Source organism: Serratia sp. LTN-2 (assembly GCF_059740205.1).
In genome coordinates, this window is sequence record NZ_JCAXDO010000003.1 from 232122 (window position 1) to 247053 (window position 14932).

General features: G+C 58.2%; 11 protein-coding genes and 1 tRNA gene. 8 read left to right on the top strand and 4 right to left on the bottom strand.

Features of this window, described 5'->3' with window-relative positions:
- Positions 1 to 192 precede the first annotated feature (192 nt).
- From AC6BYQ_RS08275 to AC6BYQ_RS08290, 4 genes are all read left to right on the top strand, one after another.
- A tRNA-Asn gene (locus AC6BYQ_RS08275) sits at positions 193 to 268 on the top strand.
- 411 nt (positions 269 to 679) lie between these two features.
- On the top strand, positions 680 to 1588 hold the full coding sequence (locus AC6BYQ_RS08280) for a hypothetical protein (protein WP_498056680.1): 909 nt from the start codon (positions 680 to 682) through the stop codon (positions 1586 to 1588).
- Between the two features lie 16 nt (positions 1589 to 1604).
- The gene (locus tag AC6BYQ_RS08285) at positions 1605 to 2456 is read left to right on the top strand and encodes a hypothetical protein (protein WP_498056681.1); all 852 of its coding nucleotides are present in this window, start codon (positions 1605 to 1607) and stop codon (positions 2454 to 2456) included.
- 1056 nt (positions 2457 to 3512) lie between these two features.
- The gene (locus AC6BYQ_RS08290; RefSeq protein WP_498056682.1) at positions 3513 to 5219 is read left to right on the top strand and encodes a hemolysin; all 1707 of its coding nucleotides are present in this window, start codon (positions 3513 to 3515) and stop codon (positions 5217 to 5219) included.
- 51 nt (positions 5220 to 5270) lie between these two features.
- Here AC6BYQ_RS08290 and AC6BYQ_RS08295 read toward each other — a convergent pair whose 3' ends face one another.
- The gene (locus AC6BYQ_RS08295; RefSeq protein WP_498056683.1) at positions 5271 to 5843 is read right to left on the bottom strand and encodes a hypothetical protein; all 573 of its coding nucleotides are present in this window, start codon (positions 5841 to 5843) and stop codon (positions 5271 to 5273) included.
- A gap of 129 nt (positions 5844 to 5972) precedes the next feature.
- Between AC6BYQ_RS08295 and AC6BYQ_RS08300 the strand changes: the two genes are divergently transcribed.
- Positions 5973 to 6863 carry a LysR substrate-binding domain-containing protein gene (locus tag AC6BYQ_RS08300; RefSeq protein WP_498056684.1) on the top strand — a complete coding sequence of 297 codons (891 nt, stop codon included), beginning with the start codon at positions 5973 to 5975 and terminating at the stop codon, positions 6861 to 6863.
- On the opposite strand, the gene AC6BYQ_RS08305 is transcribed toward AC6BYQ_RS08300, so the two are convergent.
- From AC6BYQ_RS08305 to AC6BYQ_RS08315, 3 genes are all read right to left on the bottom strand, one after another.
- Entirely contained in the window at positions 6860 to 7588 is a 729-nt protein-coding gene (locus AC6BYQ_RS08305; protein ID WP_019452456.1) for a PA1136 family autoinducer-binding transcriptional regulator, read from the bottom strand. The genes AC6BYQ_RS08300 and AC6BYQ_RS08305 overlap by 4 nt on opposite strands.
- On the bottom strand, positions 7585 to 8460 hold the full coding sequence (gene hchA, locus AC6BYQ_RS08310; RefSeq protein ID WP_019452455.1) for a glyoxalase III HchA: 876 nt from the start codon (positions 8458 to 8460) through the stop codon (positions 7585 to 7587). The genes AC6BYQ_RS08305 and hchA overlap by 4 nt, the downstream gene beginning before the upstream one ends.
- Positions 8461 to 8581: 121 nt before the next feature.
- Positions 8582 to 9412: an alpha/beta fold hydrolase gene (locus AC6BYQ_RS08315; protein WP_019452454.1), complete on the bottom strand. Its 831-nt coding sequence runs from the start codon at positions 9410 to 9412 to the stop codon at positions 8582 to 8584.
- 203 nt (positions 9413 to 9615) lie between these two features.
- Here AC6BYQ_RS08315 and AC6BYQ_RS08320 point away from each other — a divergent pair, with 203 nt between their 5' ends.
- From AC6BYQ_RS08320 to AC6BYQ_RS08330, 3 genes are all read left to right on the top strand, one after another.
- Positions 9616 to 11040: a coniferyl aldehyde dehydrogenase gene (locus AC6BYQ_RS08320; protein WP_498056685.1), complete on the top strand. Its 1425-nt coding sequence runs from the start codon at positions 9616 to 9618 to the stop codon at positions 11038 to 11040.
- A gap of 251 nt (positions 11041 to 11291) precedes the next feature.
- On the top strand, positions 11292 to 13487 hold the full coding sequence (gene katG / locus AC6BYQ_RS08325; RefSeq protein ID WP_019452452.1) for a catalase/peroxidase HPI: 2196 nt from the start codon (positions 11292 to 11294) through the stop codon (positions 13485 to 13487).
- A 525-nt stretch (positions 13488 to 14012) separates the two neighbouring features.
- Positions 14013 to 14912, top strand: a complete 900-nt coding sequence (locus AC6BYQ_RS08330; protein ID WP_025160326.1) for a VOC family protein — start codon at positions 14013 to 14015, stop codon at positions 14910 to 14912.
- Positions 14913 to 14932 lie beyond the last annotated feature (20 nt).

A 14932-nucleotide genomic window follows, 5' to 3' on the forward strand; every position in this document is an offset into this window, starting at 1 on the left:
AGCGTGCACCGGGATTACCTGCTCACCGCCGGCATTTACCGCTATCAGCTGCGCCTGCAGCGGGCGATCGAGGGCTAAATCTGCCAAAAAACTCAACGGGTTGCGCATTCTGTAAGCAAACAGTCACAGAATGTGTAATCCGCCTTTGACATGCCTGCGGCGCCTCGCTATTATTCGCCCCGTTCACACGATTCCTCTGTAGTTCAGTCGGTAGAACGGCGGACTGTTAATCCGTATGTCACTGGTTCGAGTCCAGTCAGAGGAGCCATATTTAGAGAAGCCCGCTCAGGGAAACCTGAGCGGGCTTTTTGTGATTTTTTTAGGGAAAATCTGTCTTATGTCACAGTAGTTCAAACAAGTTGAGATTTCTAAACTGTGAGAAGTTCCAGGGAAAGTGCCCCTAGGTACGCTTAGACGATTTGACTTTCCCCTATAAAAGCGTATGCTTTCATCACGCTCGAATTTGAGAGCTATTCTGAGAAACGTATCGAAACTACTTATTTTCAATCTTCTCAGGAGCTTAAGCAGCGCCAATGTGTCGTGGGGTGCCGGGTTCTGCCCACTGGCCGACGTGGCTTATAGTAAGGAACTCGATGCTAATATTTTCTTATCTGGAGATGCTTGTCACACTCTGTGACAGTATTTCCAGATGCATCGCATCGAACTTTAAGGAGAATCCATGGTAGAACAACATACAACTGTAGCTGAAGCCCTTCCTACACTCATTCCTGAACAAAGTTATGAACTTGGCGCACGCCTCATGCAACGCCTGCAAACCATTTTTGCGTCCCGAGGCCTAACAAAGTTCGATCCACAGAAAGAAGGATATCCGAAATTCTCCGTATACCTTGAAAGGCTACATGGAGATATTGTTAAAGTTGTTCGGATTCCAGGTGAGAGCGATGTCCATGTTTATAAGAAGATTAGCTCATCATTTGTCCAGCAACCGTTAGTTTCCGAGACAGCACATCAAAATGTTGTTATTCGTAGTGATGTCTGGCAAGCGTTTCTAAATCCCGATATTTTAAGAAAGCGTTTTTTTAATAAACATTCAAAACATGTCGTACATTTTATTTCCTCTCAACATACAAATGAAGAGATAGAAGTAAAGTCCAATCCCAGTTCCTTTGTGGAAATAACTCCAATTCCTGAGTCAGTTCAGTTAAGTTGGATGCGTGACTTTTTGAAAGATGCCCCACTTGGCGAATCTGAAAAACAAGTTATTTCAGCTCAGATCGGTGATAAATATTCAAGTGTACTTAATGCTACATTTATGAAGTCGCTTGGAGCACATGGAACGTTGTGGCGTAATTATCGTATCCCTCGTATCATAAACGATATAAATATTTGGGCGGAGAAAAATCATATTCCATTCGATGAGCTCTGCATCTCCAGTGCGTCACACTCATCTCATGTAAAAGAAAACAACTCTATTAGCAACATGTTTGCAGATAGCTTTATTCCGATGGAGGCCCTCCCCCCTAGACAATTAGCACACAAATTGCTTGATCTGATGACTGAGTGCGATATTTCGCAAATGGTTCTTCCAACGATTATGAATACATTATTATTTAAATCCCGGCAGTAACAGGTGAGATTTAAATATGGAAACAATTTTTGTTATCGGAATGTTTAAATCTCAAGCGAAACGTTTTTCTTCTGAGTGTAACAGACGGAGAATTCGCTGTTACCAGGTGCTAGCTGATGTAGGAAAACAGGGTAATTTGGGGATTGTTCCAACTCCACATGATGCGCTTCTTGCATTTCGTGAATGGTTAAAAGTTGAAGATGAAGAATACGAGAATCTTCATATCATCCAATTACCTTATTGCGAAATTACTGATGAAATGGGGAGTGAACTTAATGCTGCTGTCGAGCTCGGTGCAAAACTCATAGTTCCAGAAGCCGGTACTAATGGTTGGCCTGATTATATATCGCGTAAAAAAAAGCCCGATACAAATTTTTTCAATAGTTTCTTTAAGAAGATAACTGACCTACTACCTGCTATAAACGAACCAGAGGTAAGCATCTCAGATTATTACAAACAAATAGCAGTAGCGAACCCAAGAGTTGTTTTCTCCCCTCATGTCTACCAGAAATGTGATGCAGTCGCTTCGCATAGAAAATCGTTTATGAAAAATGCTGCGGATGCCTTGTCTGAATTATTACAACATCCCCTCGGGTGCAGAATCGACGTTTTCTTTCGTGACAGGGGTATTGAACATGCTCAAACCGGGGGGATCATGACCCACCTTGAGGTTGCCAGCGTCACATCGAGAGAAAAATACTCTTCGGAAATGCACCTTAAAAAAGGTGATAATACGAGCAGTGCTGCTGCAGTCCGAATTTATTATCATTTTATTCAGCACGATGACATTAACTATATTGTTGTTCTTTATGCAGGAGCGCATCCAGAGTGCGATGTTTCTTGGTCTCTCACACTACCAATTACATAGCATCAGTTTTTGCTAGCATAATCTGTACATGCCCCCCGAGCTTTAATTTCAATATTCTTACATACCATCATATTTAATTTTTATTCAAACAGTCATGACTTTGTCATTAACAAGCATAGCATGCTGATTAATTTAGCAATCTATACTAATCTCACGGTATTATACTTTTATTTTCTCAAGGCCTGTCTATGACGAAAAATAGGCCCGCAGACTAACCATCTAGAAAATACCACGCAGAAATGTTTAATGAAAAAAGTCGGCATTCATCTTCCCTCCCAATGTTCCCTAATCAACAAAAACAAAAAAGTTATCGTAATCATCTTGGTAACAACAGCGAATACCTCTTTCATTTATCGCCATAGAGCGATACATCCTAGCCTGTCAAAAACAATATCCAGCAGTAAAGCAATACCACCATCATCGCCTCTATACATCCTCTCATTTACCTTCAGCATGACAGCTCAGGCCCCAACCCGCTCAATTGCCCCCCCCCCCCCCCCCAACAGAGCCAAATCAACCAACAGTGCCAGGACGAAACAGATCCCTCTCACGCCCTGCATGACATAGGCTTGAATCAGCAAAGCAGATACCGCAACAACCGCGATATTTATTCCCCTTGCCCCTCGTCTGCCTGTAAGCCATCCTTAGAGGCACGGTAGGCTCAGGCTGTAAGGATGATGCCCGGCAACAAAACCAGGCCAACATCTCACCGCCTCCCCCGCCATAACGCCAACGTTTGGCCAACCCCCACCAGCGAAACCCACTCTTTTATCTAAGAAGATTCCTAACTCAGCTGACGGATATTCCTTCCTGACGCCAATACGCGGGTTAACCCGCCGATTTACAGCAATAATCCTGTAAAAACAATCGATAAGCGAATTTCTCGCGCTCGGCAAGTTGCGTCTATCCTTTCGCTATGGGTGCCTGCTGCCCATCGTTCGCTGCGGCTCGCGGCATGCGCGTTTCTGGCTGTACGGGTTTCGGTTTATTCCATCGCGCACCTCCATTCATCATGTTGAATTTCTAAGCAATCTCTCAGCAACAAGGAGTGTTTATATGGCTTACGTCATTACCGACCGAGAAAAACTGCAAGCGATTTGGGAGGCTGCCAAAGCCGGCGACTGGCCGGCCGTGTATGCCGCCTCCGTCGATGCGCTCACCGATCCCAACCATGCCAACCAGCCTATTCAGGGCGTGGATATCGCGGTCTATACCTGGATTAAAGGCGCCTATGGCGTGAACTCAAATCAGGGGGCGTTTGCCCATTACATTCGCGACCAAACCAAGCTGCAGTATGAGCTGCGCACCGGGCATGTCCCCGATGACTGGGAGACGCGCATTCAGAACGCCTCCGACAACATCGCCAAAAACTTCGCCAAAACGCTGTTTGGCGTCGATCTGAGCAGCGATCCTAACGCGCCGCTGCCGGATGCCCCGCCCACCAGCGCCAAAGTGCCGGATATTCACGAGGTTGGTCTGATCGACGCCGGTGCGGCGGCATCCGAAGTGTTCACCGACGCCTCCTCGACCGGTGCCCCCAACTATTCCCCCTGGGCCGGCACCACGCTGTTCTCCTATTTAGGCGACACTTCGTTCTTTACCGAATGGGTGGCGACCAACGACACCTCGGCCTTTAAGGTGGAAGGCGGCACCTACGATCTGATTGCGGCGGCGCAGGTCTCCATGCAGATGAAAAACCTCAGTTACGTGGTTGAAACGCTGCTGGCGGGCGAAGTGCCCACCTATTTGACCACCCTGGGCATTGGCCACGAGACCATCCGCCTGGCCGCCGAGGCGGCGCGTGATTTCTACACCGAATCCTACGGCAGCAGCGTGACCGGCGGTGGCAGCATTATTCCCGGCAAGCTGGATATAGGCTCGGCGATTTTCAACGACATTGCCGACGTGCTGTCCACGCCGAATCTGTACCGCGTCGGTACGCTGCATGACGATGATTTCACGTTGGCGTTCGGCAATATCGCCGTTAACACCGGCAGCGGCGACGACACCATCAGCGTGCCGCGCGGCTGGCAAAACAACGCCGGCAACTACGGCTGGACGGTCATCGACGGCGGCAGCGGCCATGATACGGTCGATTATTCCAGCCTGTCGCACGGGGTAAACCTGAAGTTTGACGCTCAGGGCAGCTACGGCGGGCGCGGGGTGATCGAGAAAAACGGCATCGGGCTGTATGGCTTCAAGGACGGGCTGTACAACATCGAGGCGGTGAAGTTGACGGACTTTAAGGATAACGTCACCTTTAACGATCGGGTGCTGACGCCGGCCAACGGCCTGGAGGTTAACCTGGGCAAAGGCTCCAGCGAAATTCGCTTCGAGCACGGCTATACCACTGTGCCGGGTGGGAGTGCGCCGCAGGATTATCTCGGCGTAAACCTGAGCATGCTGTCCAACGATGTGCCTTTTCCCAACAGCCTGCTGAATATTCCGGTGAAGCAGACTCACAATATCTATATCGACGACAGCTTTGAGCTGGGCTTTTTACAGGCCTCTTCCCTGTCTATCGATAACCACCTGCTGGCCTTCGGCGCCGAAGGATCAAACAGCAGCTTCTCGCTGAACTACAACGCGCAAACGCATACGCAGGATCTGTCGATATTCATGCAGGGCACAAGCGCGCTCAATCAGCACGTCGTCAATATCTACAATTGGGGCCAGGGTGACTTTGGCATCACGCTGGAGCAACCGGCCATCCAGCTTGTCGGTTTGCAAACCGTTACGCCGCAAGAGCTGGCGGCCGCCTAAATAAAGCCCGCCCGTTTCCCCCGGCGGGCTGTTTACCTTCAACGCGGTGGCTCACTCCCCATCCCGCTCCGCAACCTGCGCCATCAGCGCCCCCAGCAGCGCCAAATCGACCAGCAGCGCCAGCGCGAAACAGGCTCCCTTTATCTCCGGCGCGGCATAGGTCTGCACCAGCAAAGCGGCCACCACCACCACCGTGATGGTCACTATCGTCGTCAAACGGTACGCCACGGCGAGCGCGCCTTTCTCCCCCACCGCCGTGCGATAGGCCACGCCCTGGCCCAGGCCGCCGAGGGCGATGCCCGGCAGCAGGGCCAGCCAGTCATGGCCACCGAACAGCATCAGCAGCGTGAATAACCACCCCGCCGCCGCCAGCAAAAAGCCGTAGCGGAGAACGATCAACGCCGGGCCATTGCGCAGCGTCCGCCAGCGGGCCAGCGCGCCGCCGCCAAGAAACGCCAGCGCCAAGGCCGTTAGCAGCGTCAGGGTGGCGCCGATGCCCAGCAGGCTTTCCATCTTCAGCAGCAAGGCGCCCGCCGCCACCGGCACGCTGAGCGCCAGGGCGCTCGCCGCCGTTCCCGTATGTTCCATGGCGCCCAGGGCGCCGTTGTTGATATAGAGGCTCATCGTTCACTCCCGATAAGGTGGAAATGATGAAATAAATTCATTTCCCTGTTCACATGTCGGTAGCCTATCTCTTGTATACTCGGTCAGACAAACTCATAGTTTTCAGCCTTAGATGAGAATAACTCAGCCATGAGAAAAACCCGTTTGCCGCCGCTGGGCGCGCTGCGCGCCTTCCACGCCGTGGCCGGCTGTCTCAGCTTCAAGCTGGCCGCCGAGGAGCTGGGCGTCAGCGCGACGGCGGTCAGCCATCAGATCAAGCTGCTGGAGTCGGTGCTGGCATGCCGGGTGTGCGAGCGCAGCGCGCAGGGCGTCAGCCTGACCGAGACCGGCGAGATCTTGTATGCCGGCACCCAGCGCGCCTTCGCCGCGCTGGAGCAGTCCGTCGCCCAAATCACCCGCGTTCAGCTGCCGCCGGCGCTGACCGTCACCACCACCTCCAATTTTCTCACCCACTGGCTGGTGCCGCGTCTGGCGGATTTCAAGGCGGAGTTTCCCACCATCGATCTGCGCCTGCACACCAGCGTCGAGCGCGTCGATCTCAACCAGCGCACCGTGGACGTCGCTATCCGCTACCGCGAAACGCCGGAAACCGATCTTCACTGCACCCTGCTGCATGAGGATCGCTTTATCGTGGTGGCCAGCCCGGCGCTGGCGCTGGAGCGCAGCGAGGATTTGCAGCGGGTGACGCTGTTTCACGTGGAACATCGGCAGGTGCCCGCCGACGCGCCGACCTGGGAAAACTGGCGGCGGCGCTACGGGCCGGAGGGGTTGAACGTGGCAGCCGGGCTGACCTTCAGCGACGAAACCCATGCGCTGCAGGCGGCGGTGGCAGGTCAGGGGGTGGTGATCGCCAGCCGGCTGCTGGCGCGCGATTTGTTGCAGCGCGGCGTGTTGGACGCGCCGTTCGAGATGTCATTGCCCGGCGCCAACTACTATTTGGTGGCCACCGAAGAGACCGCGCAGCGCTCCGATATCATTGCGCTGCGCGAGTGGTTGTTGCGGCAAATGGCGGCGGGCTAACGGCGCTCGGGGGCGATTTCCCCCAGGCGGATCGCCACGCCGATCGCCTGCGCGGTGGTGGCGGCGCCGAGCCGTTGGCGAATGCGCCGCAGATGGTTTTCTACCGTGCGTTCAGACAGGCCGAGCATCGCGGCGATATCCGCCTGGCGCCGGCCGATGGCGGTCCAGCTCAGCACCTCGCGCTCGCGCGCCGACAGACGCCCCCTCTCCTGCACGGCCGCCGGCTCGAACAGCCGCCGCGCCGCCAGAAAGGCCGCCGTGCCCACGAGCGACAGCGCCAACCGCACCGGCGGCGAGGTGTCGATGCGCTCGCCCCCCAGGCTGACAGCCCCCTCCAGGCCGGCGGGGCCGAACACCGGGATCTGCACGCCGTGCAGCCCCGCGCCGCGCGGCGTGCGCACAATCCGGTAGCGCTCTCCCTGCTCCGCCCGGGTTTTGGTCCAGAAGAACGGTTCGCTGGCCCGCAGCATGTGCCGGGTCACCGGGCAGTGCCGCACGTAGGTCAGCGCATCGACCGCCTCACCGTCGCCGAACCAGTCGCCCTCGACCCAATAGATATGCTCTATCCCCGCTTCCGCCGCAGCGGAGGCGGAGAACAGCACAAAGCGGTCGAAGCCGAACGGTGCGGCGAAGGTGCGAACCCGCCCCTGAATGGCGGACAGGGTTCGCTCATACTCCATCGCCAACGCCGTCTGGAAAGCGCGCTGCGCGAGCTCGTCGCTCATCGCGCGGCGACGTCGGCCAGCAGCGTCTCCGCCGCCAGTTTGCCGAGGTTGTTGGAAGCCAGCGGGCTGTCGCCGGTCAGCAGGCGCCGATCTTTATGCACCTTGCCGGTGATGTCGGCGTTGACGATCTTGACGCCCAGATCGCGCAGGCGTTCGCCCACCAGCCAGGGCATCGGGCCGGGAATATAGCCGATGTCGATGTTGGCGCCGGTATCGAGCGAGTCCGGGAACACGCACATCTCATAGCCGCGATAAAGGAAATCCTCTTTGCGCTCGCCGATGCCCGCCGCCAGCAGACCCGCCGGCCCGTGGCACAGCGAGATCACGTAGCGATCGTGGTCATGCGCCCAGTGCAGCGTCTTTTTCACCTCTTCGCTGAACGGGATATCATTCAGCACACCGTGGCCGCCGGGAATGAAAACGCCGAGGTAATTGCCGCCATCCAGATCCTTCACCACCTCCGTCAGCTTTTTCGGCTGCTTGAGTTGGCTGCGGTACTTCTCGTAGGTGGCCTTGACCGCTTCATCCTCATGCGGGAACGCCCACATCTCCAGCTTCACCGGATCGCCGGACGGTGTGGCGATATCGATCTCGAAACCGGCCAGATCCAGGTGGTACATCGGCAGCAGCATCTCGACCGGGTGGTTGCCGGTAGAGAAGAATTTGCCGTTTTGCATCAGCAGATAGCGCTCCTGCGAGGCGATCATCAGCACCTTCCACTTGCCGCCGCGATAGGCGTTCGGGTAGCTGGCGCCCGCGAAGTCAGTCTTGGACGAGGTGTACTGGCTGAGGGAGTAAGGTGATGGGAAGAACGCGTTGTCTTCCGCCACATCCGGGGTGGGATTACGATCGTTGGACACTGAATCAGTCATGATTATCTCCATATTCACCGTTGCATTGCCCGTTCAGCTTAAATAACCGCCGGCGGGGCCGCAATGAGGGATATCCCTCAAGCAGCGCCCAGGCGGCGGAGCGTCCCCCTGGGCGCTGTTCTTAGCTGTTCACGAACGCCAGCAGATCGGCATTGACCTGATCGGCGTGGGTGGTCGGGATGCCGTGCGGCGCGCCCTTGTAGGTATGCAGCTTGCCATTTTTGACCAACTTGGCCGACAGCACGCCGGAATCCTGATAAGGCACCACCTGATCGTCGTCGCCGTGGATCACCAGCACCGGAATGGCAATCTTCTTGAGATCCTCGGTGAAATCGGTCTGCGAGAAGGCGACGATGCCGTCATAATGCGCCTTGGCGCCGCCCATCATGCCCTGCCGCCACCAGTTCCAGATAATCGCCTCAGAGGGTTTGGCGCCCGGGCGGTTATAGCCGTAGAACGGGCCGGCGGGCACGTCATAGTAGAACTGCGCCCGATTGGCGGCCAGCTGCGCCTGGAAATCATCGAACACCGCTTTGGGCGTGCCCTGCGGATTGGCGTCGGTTTTCACCATCAGCGGCGGCACCGCGCTGATCAGCACGGCCTTGGACACCTTATCCTCGCCGTGGCGCACGATATAGCGCACCACCTCACCGCCGCCCGTCGAGTGGCCCACGTGCATGGCGCCCTGTACGCCGAGGTGTTTCACCACCGCAGCGACGTCATCGGCGTAGTGATCCATGTCGTGCCCTTCCCACACCTGGCTGGAGCGGCCGTGGCCGCGGCGATCGTGCGCAACCACGCGGAACCCTTGGTTCACGAAGAACAGCATCTGGGCATCCCAGTCATCGCTGGACAGCGGCCAGCCGTGGTGGAAGTAGATAACCTTGCCGTTTTTGGGGCCCCAATCCTTGTAGAAAATCTCGACGCCATCGCTGGTCGTTACGTAACCCATGTCGTTTCTCCCATTTACACATTGTCAGAAAATAAGACGGATAGTGCTCACGACGCCGGTATGGCAAGCTCCCTCATCCCGGTTGGCCGGCGATCTTGCGTTGATCGCTTAACGAGTATAGGTTTAAACCTTACTTTAAGGTCAAATGCAGTTCTGCAGACGGTGTACCCCCACCCAACAAGCTCGGTATCAGGAGTATTCAAGTGCCAGGAGATGACGCCGCCATGACGATGGAGCAACGGCTTGCCGCCCAACGCCGTGCCTTCCTGCGCGACGGCGCGCCGACGATCGCTCAACGCAAGGCCGCCCTGCGCCGCCTGCGCAGCGCCATTTTGGCCCAGCGCAGCGCACTGACGGCGGCCGTCAGCGCGGATTTCGGCCACCGCTCGCCTTACGAAACCGACATTCTGGAAATTCTGGTCACCGTGCAGGCGATCGATTATCTGCTGCGCAACCTGAAGCGCTTTATGCAGCCGGAGCGCCGCCACGTCGCCCTGCCATACCAGGCCGGGCGCGCCTATGTGCAATACCAACCCAAGGGCGTGGTCGGCGTCATGGCACCGTGGAACTACCCGTTATCCTTGACGCTCATCCCGCTGGCCACCGCCCTGGCCGCCGGCAATCGCGCGATGCTGAAACCTTCGGAACTCACGCCGCACACCAGCCAACTCATCGAGACGATGCTGGCGGCGCAGTTTCCCGCCGACGAGGTCGCCGTGGTGACCGGCGGGCCGGAGATCGGGGCCAGGTTCAGCGAACTGGCGTTCGATCACCTGGTGTTCACCGGCAGCACGGCGATCGGCCGCCAGGTCATGCAGGCGGCCGCTAAAAATCTGGTGCCGCTGACGCTCGAGTTGGGCGGCAAGAGCCCTGCAGTCATGGGGCGCGGTGCGCTCACCGCCAGAGACGTCAACAGCCTGGCGTTCGGCAAGCTGTCGAACGCGGGCCAAACCTGCATCGCGCCCGATTACCTGCTGATCCATCAGAACGATGTGGAGAACTTCATTGCGCTCTACGACGCGGCGGTCAAAGCGTTTTACCCCACAGGGCCGACGGGCAGCGACTACGGTGCTATCATCAGCGACAGGCATTATCAGCGTTTGCAAGACCTGCTGGCCGACGCGCAAGCGCGGGGCGCCCGGATCGTTCCGGTGGGCCATCGCCCGGAATCTGCGTCTGAACGGCCAAAAACCCTGGCCCCCACGCTGATCGTCGGCGCACCCGACGACAGCCGGATCATGCAAGAGGAGATCTTCGGGCCGCTGCTGCCGGTGCGCACCTACGCTGCTATTGATGAGGCGATCGAGCTTATCAACGCCGGGCCGCGCCCGCTGGCGCTGTACTACTTCGGGCCGGCCGGCGCAGAGCGGGAACGGCTGCTGGCGCGCACCACCTCCGGCAACGTCAGCGTCAACACCACCCTGCTGCACTTCGCCCAGGACGATCTGCCGTTCGGCGGCATCGGCCCCAGCGGCATGGGAGCCTGTCACGGCATCGAAGGGTTCCGGGCGCTGAGCCACGCCAAAGGCGTCTTCATCCAGAGCCGCTGGCACTTTACCGATCTGCTGCGCGCCCCGTTCGGCAAACTGGCGGACGCGGTGCTCAAGATCATGCTGCGGCGCCGATAAGGCGCCGCGTTGCCTATCAACGGCAAGGCCTTGAATCGCTGAAAACTATCACAGTATTCAATCATTCCTATTTTATCTCTCCGCCGCCGCTGACTAAGCTTAGCCATGAGTCGCCCTTTGCCCGTTAGCGGCCGGGGCGATGTGGATCGATTGAGTTCAGTTATTTAGCGCAACACCCGACGCAAGCCTTACCCGCATGTCTTGTTAACCGCTCCACGCCTGGAGCCCAATACGGAAGCAGAGAGCGCATTATGACAACTGAAAGCAAATGCCCGTTTTCGGGCGGCAAACAGCCCGCACCGCAGGACGGCACCACCAATCAGGATTGGTGGCCTAATCAGCTCAGCCTGAAACCGCTGCATCAACACTCCCCCCTGTCCGATCCGATGGATAAAGACTTCAACTACGCCGACGCCTTCAACAGCCTCGATCTGGCGGCGGTCAAACAGGATCTGCACGCCCTGATGACCGACTCACAGGAATGGTGGCCGGCGGACTTCGGCCACTACGGCGGCCTGTTCATCCGCATGGCCTGGCACAGCGCCGGCACCTACCGTATCGGCGACGGCCGCGGCGGCGCGGGCGAAGGCCAGCAGCGCTTCGCTCCGCTCAACAGCTGGCCGGACAACGTCAGCCTCGACAAGGCGCGCCGCCTGCTGTGGCCGATCAAGCAAAAATACGGCCGCAACATCTCCTGGGCCGACCTGCTGATCCTGACCGGCAACGTGGCGCTCGAATCGATGGGCTTCAAAACCTTCGGCTACGCCGGCGGCCGCGCCGACACCTGGGAGCCGGACGACGTCTACTGGGGATCTGAGAAGATCTGGCTGGAGTTAAGCGGCGGGCCGAACAGCCGCTACTCGGGCGACCGCGACCTGGAAGACCCGCTGGCGGCGGTGCAGATGGGCCTGATCTACGTCAACCCGGAAGGGCCGGACGGCAACCCCGATCCGGTGGCCGCCGCGCGCGACATCCGTGAAACCTTCGCCCGCATGGCGATGAATGACGAAGAGACCGTGGCGCTGATCGCCGGCGGCCACACCTTCGGCAAAACCCACGGCGCCGGCCCGGCGTCTAACGTCGGCGCCGATCCGGAAGCCGCCGGGCTGGAACAGCAAGGCCTCGGCTGGCACAGCACCTTCGGCACCGGCGTCGGCAAAGACGCCATCACCAGCGGGCTGGAAGTCACCTGGACCACCACCCCGACCCAGTGGAACCACGACTTCTTCCGCCACCTGTTCGAATACGAATGGGAGCTGAGCCAAAGCCCGGCCGGCGCGCACCAGTGGGTGGCGAAAGACATCGGCGAAACCATCCCCGACGCCTTCGACCCGAACAAGAAACGCCGTCCCACCATGCTGACCACCGACCTGTCGCTGCGTTTCGATCCGGCCTACGAGAAGATTTCGCGCCGCTTCTATGAACACCCGGAAGAGCTGGCCGACGCCTTCGCCCGCGCCTGGTTCAAGCTGACCCACCGCGACATGGGGCCGCGCGCGCGCTACCTCGGCCCGGAAGTGCCGCAGGAAGAACTGATCTGGCAAGATCCGGTTCCGGCGGTCGATCATCCGCTGATCGACGAGCAGGACGTCGCCGCGCTGAAAAGCAAGGTGCTGGCTTCCGGCCTGCCGGTCTCAACACTGGTTTCCACCGCCTGGGCGTCGGCCTCGAGCTTCCGCGGTTCCGACAAGCGCGGCGGCGCCAACGGCGCGCGCATTCGCCTGGCGCCGCAGAAGGACTGGGCGGTCAACCAGCCTGCGCAGCTCGCCGCGACGCTGGCCACGCTGGAAGGCATCCAGCGCGCCTTCAACGATGCGCAAACCGGCGGCAAGCGCGTCTCACTGGCGGATCTGATCGTGCTGGCCGGCGCGGCGGGCGTGGAACAGGCGGCGAAGAACGCCGGCTTGACCCTGACGGTGCCGTTCGCACCGGGCCGCACCGACGCTTCGCAGGAACAGACCGACGTGGACTCTTTCGAGGCGATGGAGCCGCTCGCCGACGGCTTCCGCAACTTCCTGAAGGGCAAATACCGCGTGCCGGCCGAAGCGTTGTTGGTCGATAAGGCGCAGCTGCTGACCCTGACCGCGCCGGAAATGACGGTGCTGGTCGGCGGGCTGCGGGTGCTCGGCGCCAACGTCGGCGGCGCGCAGCATGGCGTGTTCACCCAGCGGCCGCAGGCGCTGACCAACGACTTCTTCGTCAACCTGCTTGATATGGGCACCACCTGGCACCCGGTGGGCGAGGACGGCCTGTTCGAAGGCCGCGATCGCCGCAGCGGCGCGGTCAAGTGGACCGGCACCCGCGTCGATCTGGTGTTCGGTTCGCACGCGCAGCTGCGCGCGCTGGCCGAAGTCTACGGCAGCGCCGACGCGCAAGAGAAGTTTGCCCATGACTTCGTTGCCGCCTGGAACAAAGTGATGAACCTCGATCGTTTCGATCTGGCGTAAACTCCCCCGCAACGGCCTGCTTCGGCAGGCCGTTTTTTTCCCGAGATCAACACTGCTTCCGCTCAGCGCCAGCCGTAGCGCCCGTCGTTATATTTCATCTCCTCGCTTATTCGTATTTACTCAACAAGTCATATAAAAATTTGATGGGCGGCAATTCTCTTAATGCTGTATTTATATTTAGAGGGCAATGAAGAACGTAAATTCAGCGTGCCAATACGATATATCCCAGCAAGGAGAAGACCGTTATGGATTATCCTCGATTCATTTCAACACGCGACGAGGCGGGCCGTATTATCAGCGCCGTCCCTTAGCGACAGCAGGCCTGTTGGCCTAGCGTCTCACCTTTTACGCCAATAAGAATAAATGTTCTGCACCTGCGCCATATTCGCCGGGGCGTCAGAACTTCGCCCCTGCTTAGCGTTTCATCACGCACGTTGCGTTTTTGGTTTTTTATTTTCAGCCGACGGGAAAGCCCATAGGAAATTACGCTGCACTCAGGAAAATAACCGCAACCTGGAGGTCATCATGCAACACATTATCGGTATTTCTTCTCGTCGGCTGAGGATATCGGCCCTTGCGCTGCTACTCCCTGCAATGTCATGGGCGGCCGATACGGCGTCTGTCGCCGTGGGGCCGCAATACGACACCACGCATGTCTATGTGGAACGCGGCAAAATGGATGCCTTTGTCGACAGCATCCTGAAAACCTTCGGCGGCACCAGCACCGAACGCGTGCTGGTCAACGTCACGCCCACGCCGAGCGAAACCTATTCCCAGCTGATACTGACGCCGGCCGGCAGCTTCTCGGTGTTCGATTTCAAAACGCCGATCCCGCACCCGTTCGGCACCGAGCGCAACGGTTTTCTGGTCAGGGATATGGATGCCGCCATTCAACAAGCCAAGGCCGCCGGCGCCGATGTGCAGGTTGAGCCTTTCGACGATCCGATCGGCCGCGACGCGGTGATCCAATGGCCCGGCGGCGTCAATATGCAGCTCTATTGGCACACCAAAGCGCCCAACTACCGGCCGCTGCTGAGCGTGCCGGAAAACCGTCTGTATCTCTCCGCCTACCGCGTAGATGACTTCCTGAAAAGCTATCAGGCGTTCTCGCACGGCAAGGTCGTGCGCGACGAGCAGGTCAGCGATGCAGCGATCGGCCGCAACGATAACGGCAAGATCCGCCAAATCGAACTGGACTCGCGCTTTGGCAAAACGCGCATTTTCGTCACCGACGGGCACCTGCCTTATCCGTTCGGCCATGAGCGCACCGGCTATGGCGTCGAGGATCTGCAGGCCACGCTGGCCAAAGCGACGGCCAGCGGCGCGCAGGTGCTGTGGCGCTCGACGGCGGCGGAAAGCCGCGCCTCGGCGCTGGTGCGTTTCCCCGGCGGCTATATCGCCGAAATTCACCAGACGGCTAAATAAACCCAAGGCGCGCTGCGGCG

What these genes read in the sequence shown, in the direction of transcription:
- katG (WP_019452452.1), top strand. Translation starts at nt 11,292, where the DNA reads ATGACAACTGAAAGCAAATGCCCGTTTTCGGGCGGCAAACAGCCCGCA.
- AC6BYQ_RS08315 (WP_019452454.1), bottom strand. Translation starts at nt 9,412, where the DNA reads ATGGGTTACGTAACGACCAGCGATGGCGTCGAGATTTTCTACAAGGAT.
- AC6BYQ_RS08285 (WP_498056681.1), top strand. Translation starts at nt 1,605, where the DNA reads ATGGAAACAATTTTTGTTATCGGAATGTTTAAATCTCAAGCGAAACGT.
- hchA (WP_019452455.1), bottom strand. Translation starts at nt 8,460, where the DNA reads ATGACTGATTCAGTGTCCAACGATCGTAATCCCACCCCGGATGTGGCG.
- AC6BYQ_RS08280 (WP_498056680.1), top strand. Translation starts at nt 680, where the DNA reads ATGGTAGAACAACATACAACTGTAGCTGAAGCCCTTCCTACACTCATT.
- AC6BYQ_RS08290 (WP_498056682.1), top strand. Translation starts at nt 3,513, where the DNA reads ATGGCTTACGTCATTACCGACCGAGAAAAACTGCAAGCGATTTGGGAG.
- AC6BYQ_RS08305 (WP_019452456.1), bottom strand. Translation starts at nt 7,588, where the DNA reads ATGAGCGACGAGCTCGCGCAGCGCGCTTTCCAGACGGCGTTGGCGATG.
- AC6BYQ_RS08295 (WP_498056683.1), bottom strand. Translation starts at nt 5,843, where the DNA reads ATGAGCCTCTATATCAACAACGGCGCCCTGGGCGCCATGGAACATACG.
- AC6BYQ_RS08330 (WP_025160326.1), top strand. Translation starts at nt 14,013, where the DNA reads ATGCAACACATTATCGGTATTTCTTCTCGTCGGCTGAGGATATCGGCC.
- AC6BYQ_RS08300 (WP_498056684.1), top strand. Translation starts at nt 5,973, where the DNA reads ATGAGAAAAACCCGTTTGCCGCCGCTGGGCGCGCTGCGCGCCTTCCAC.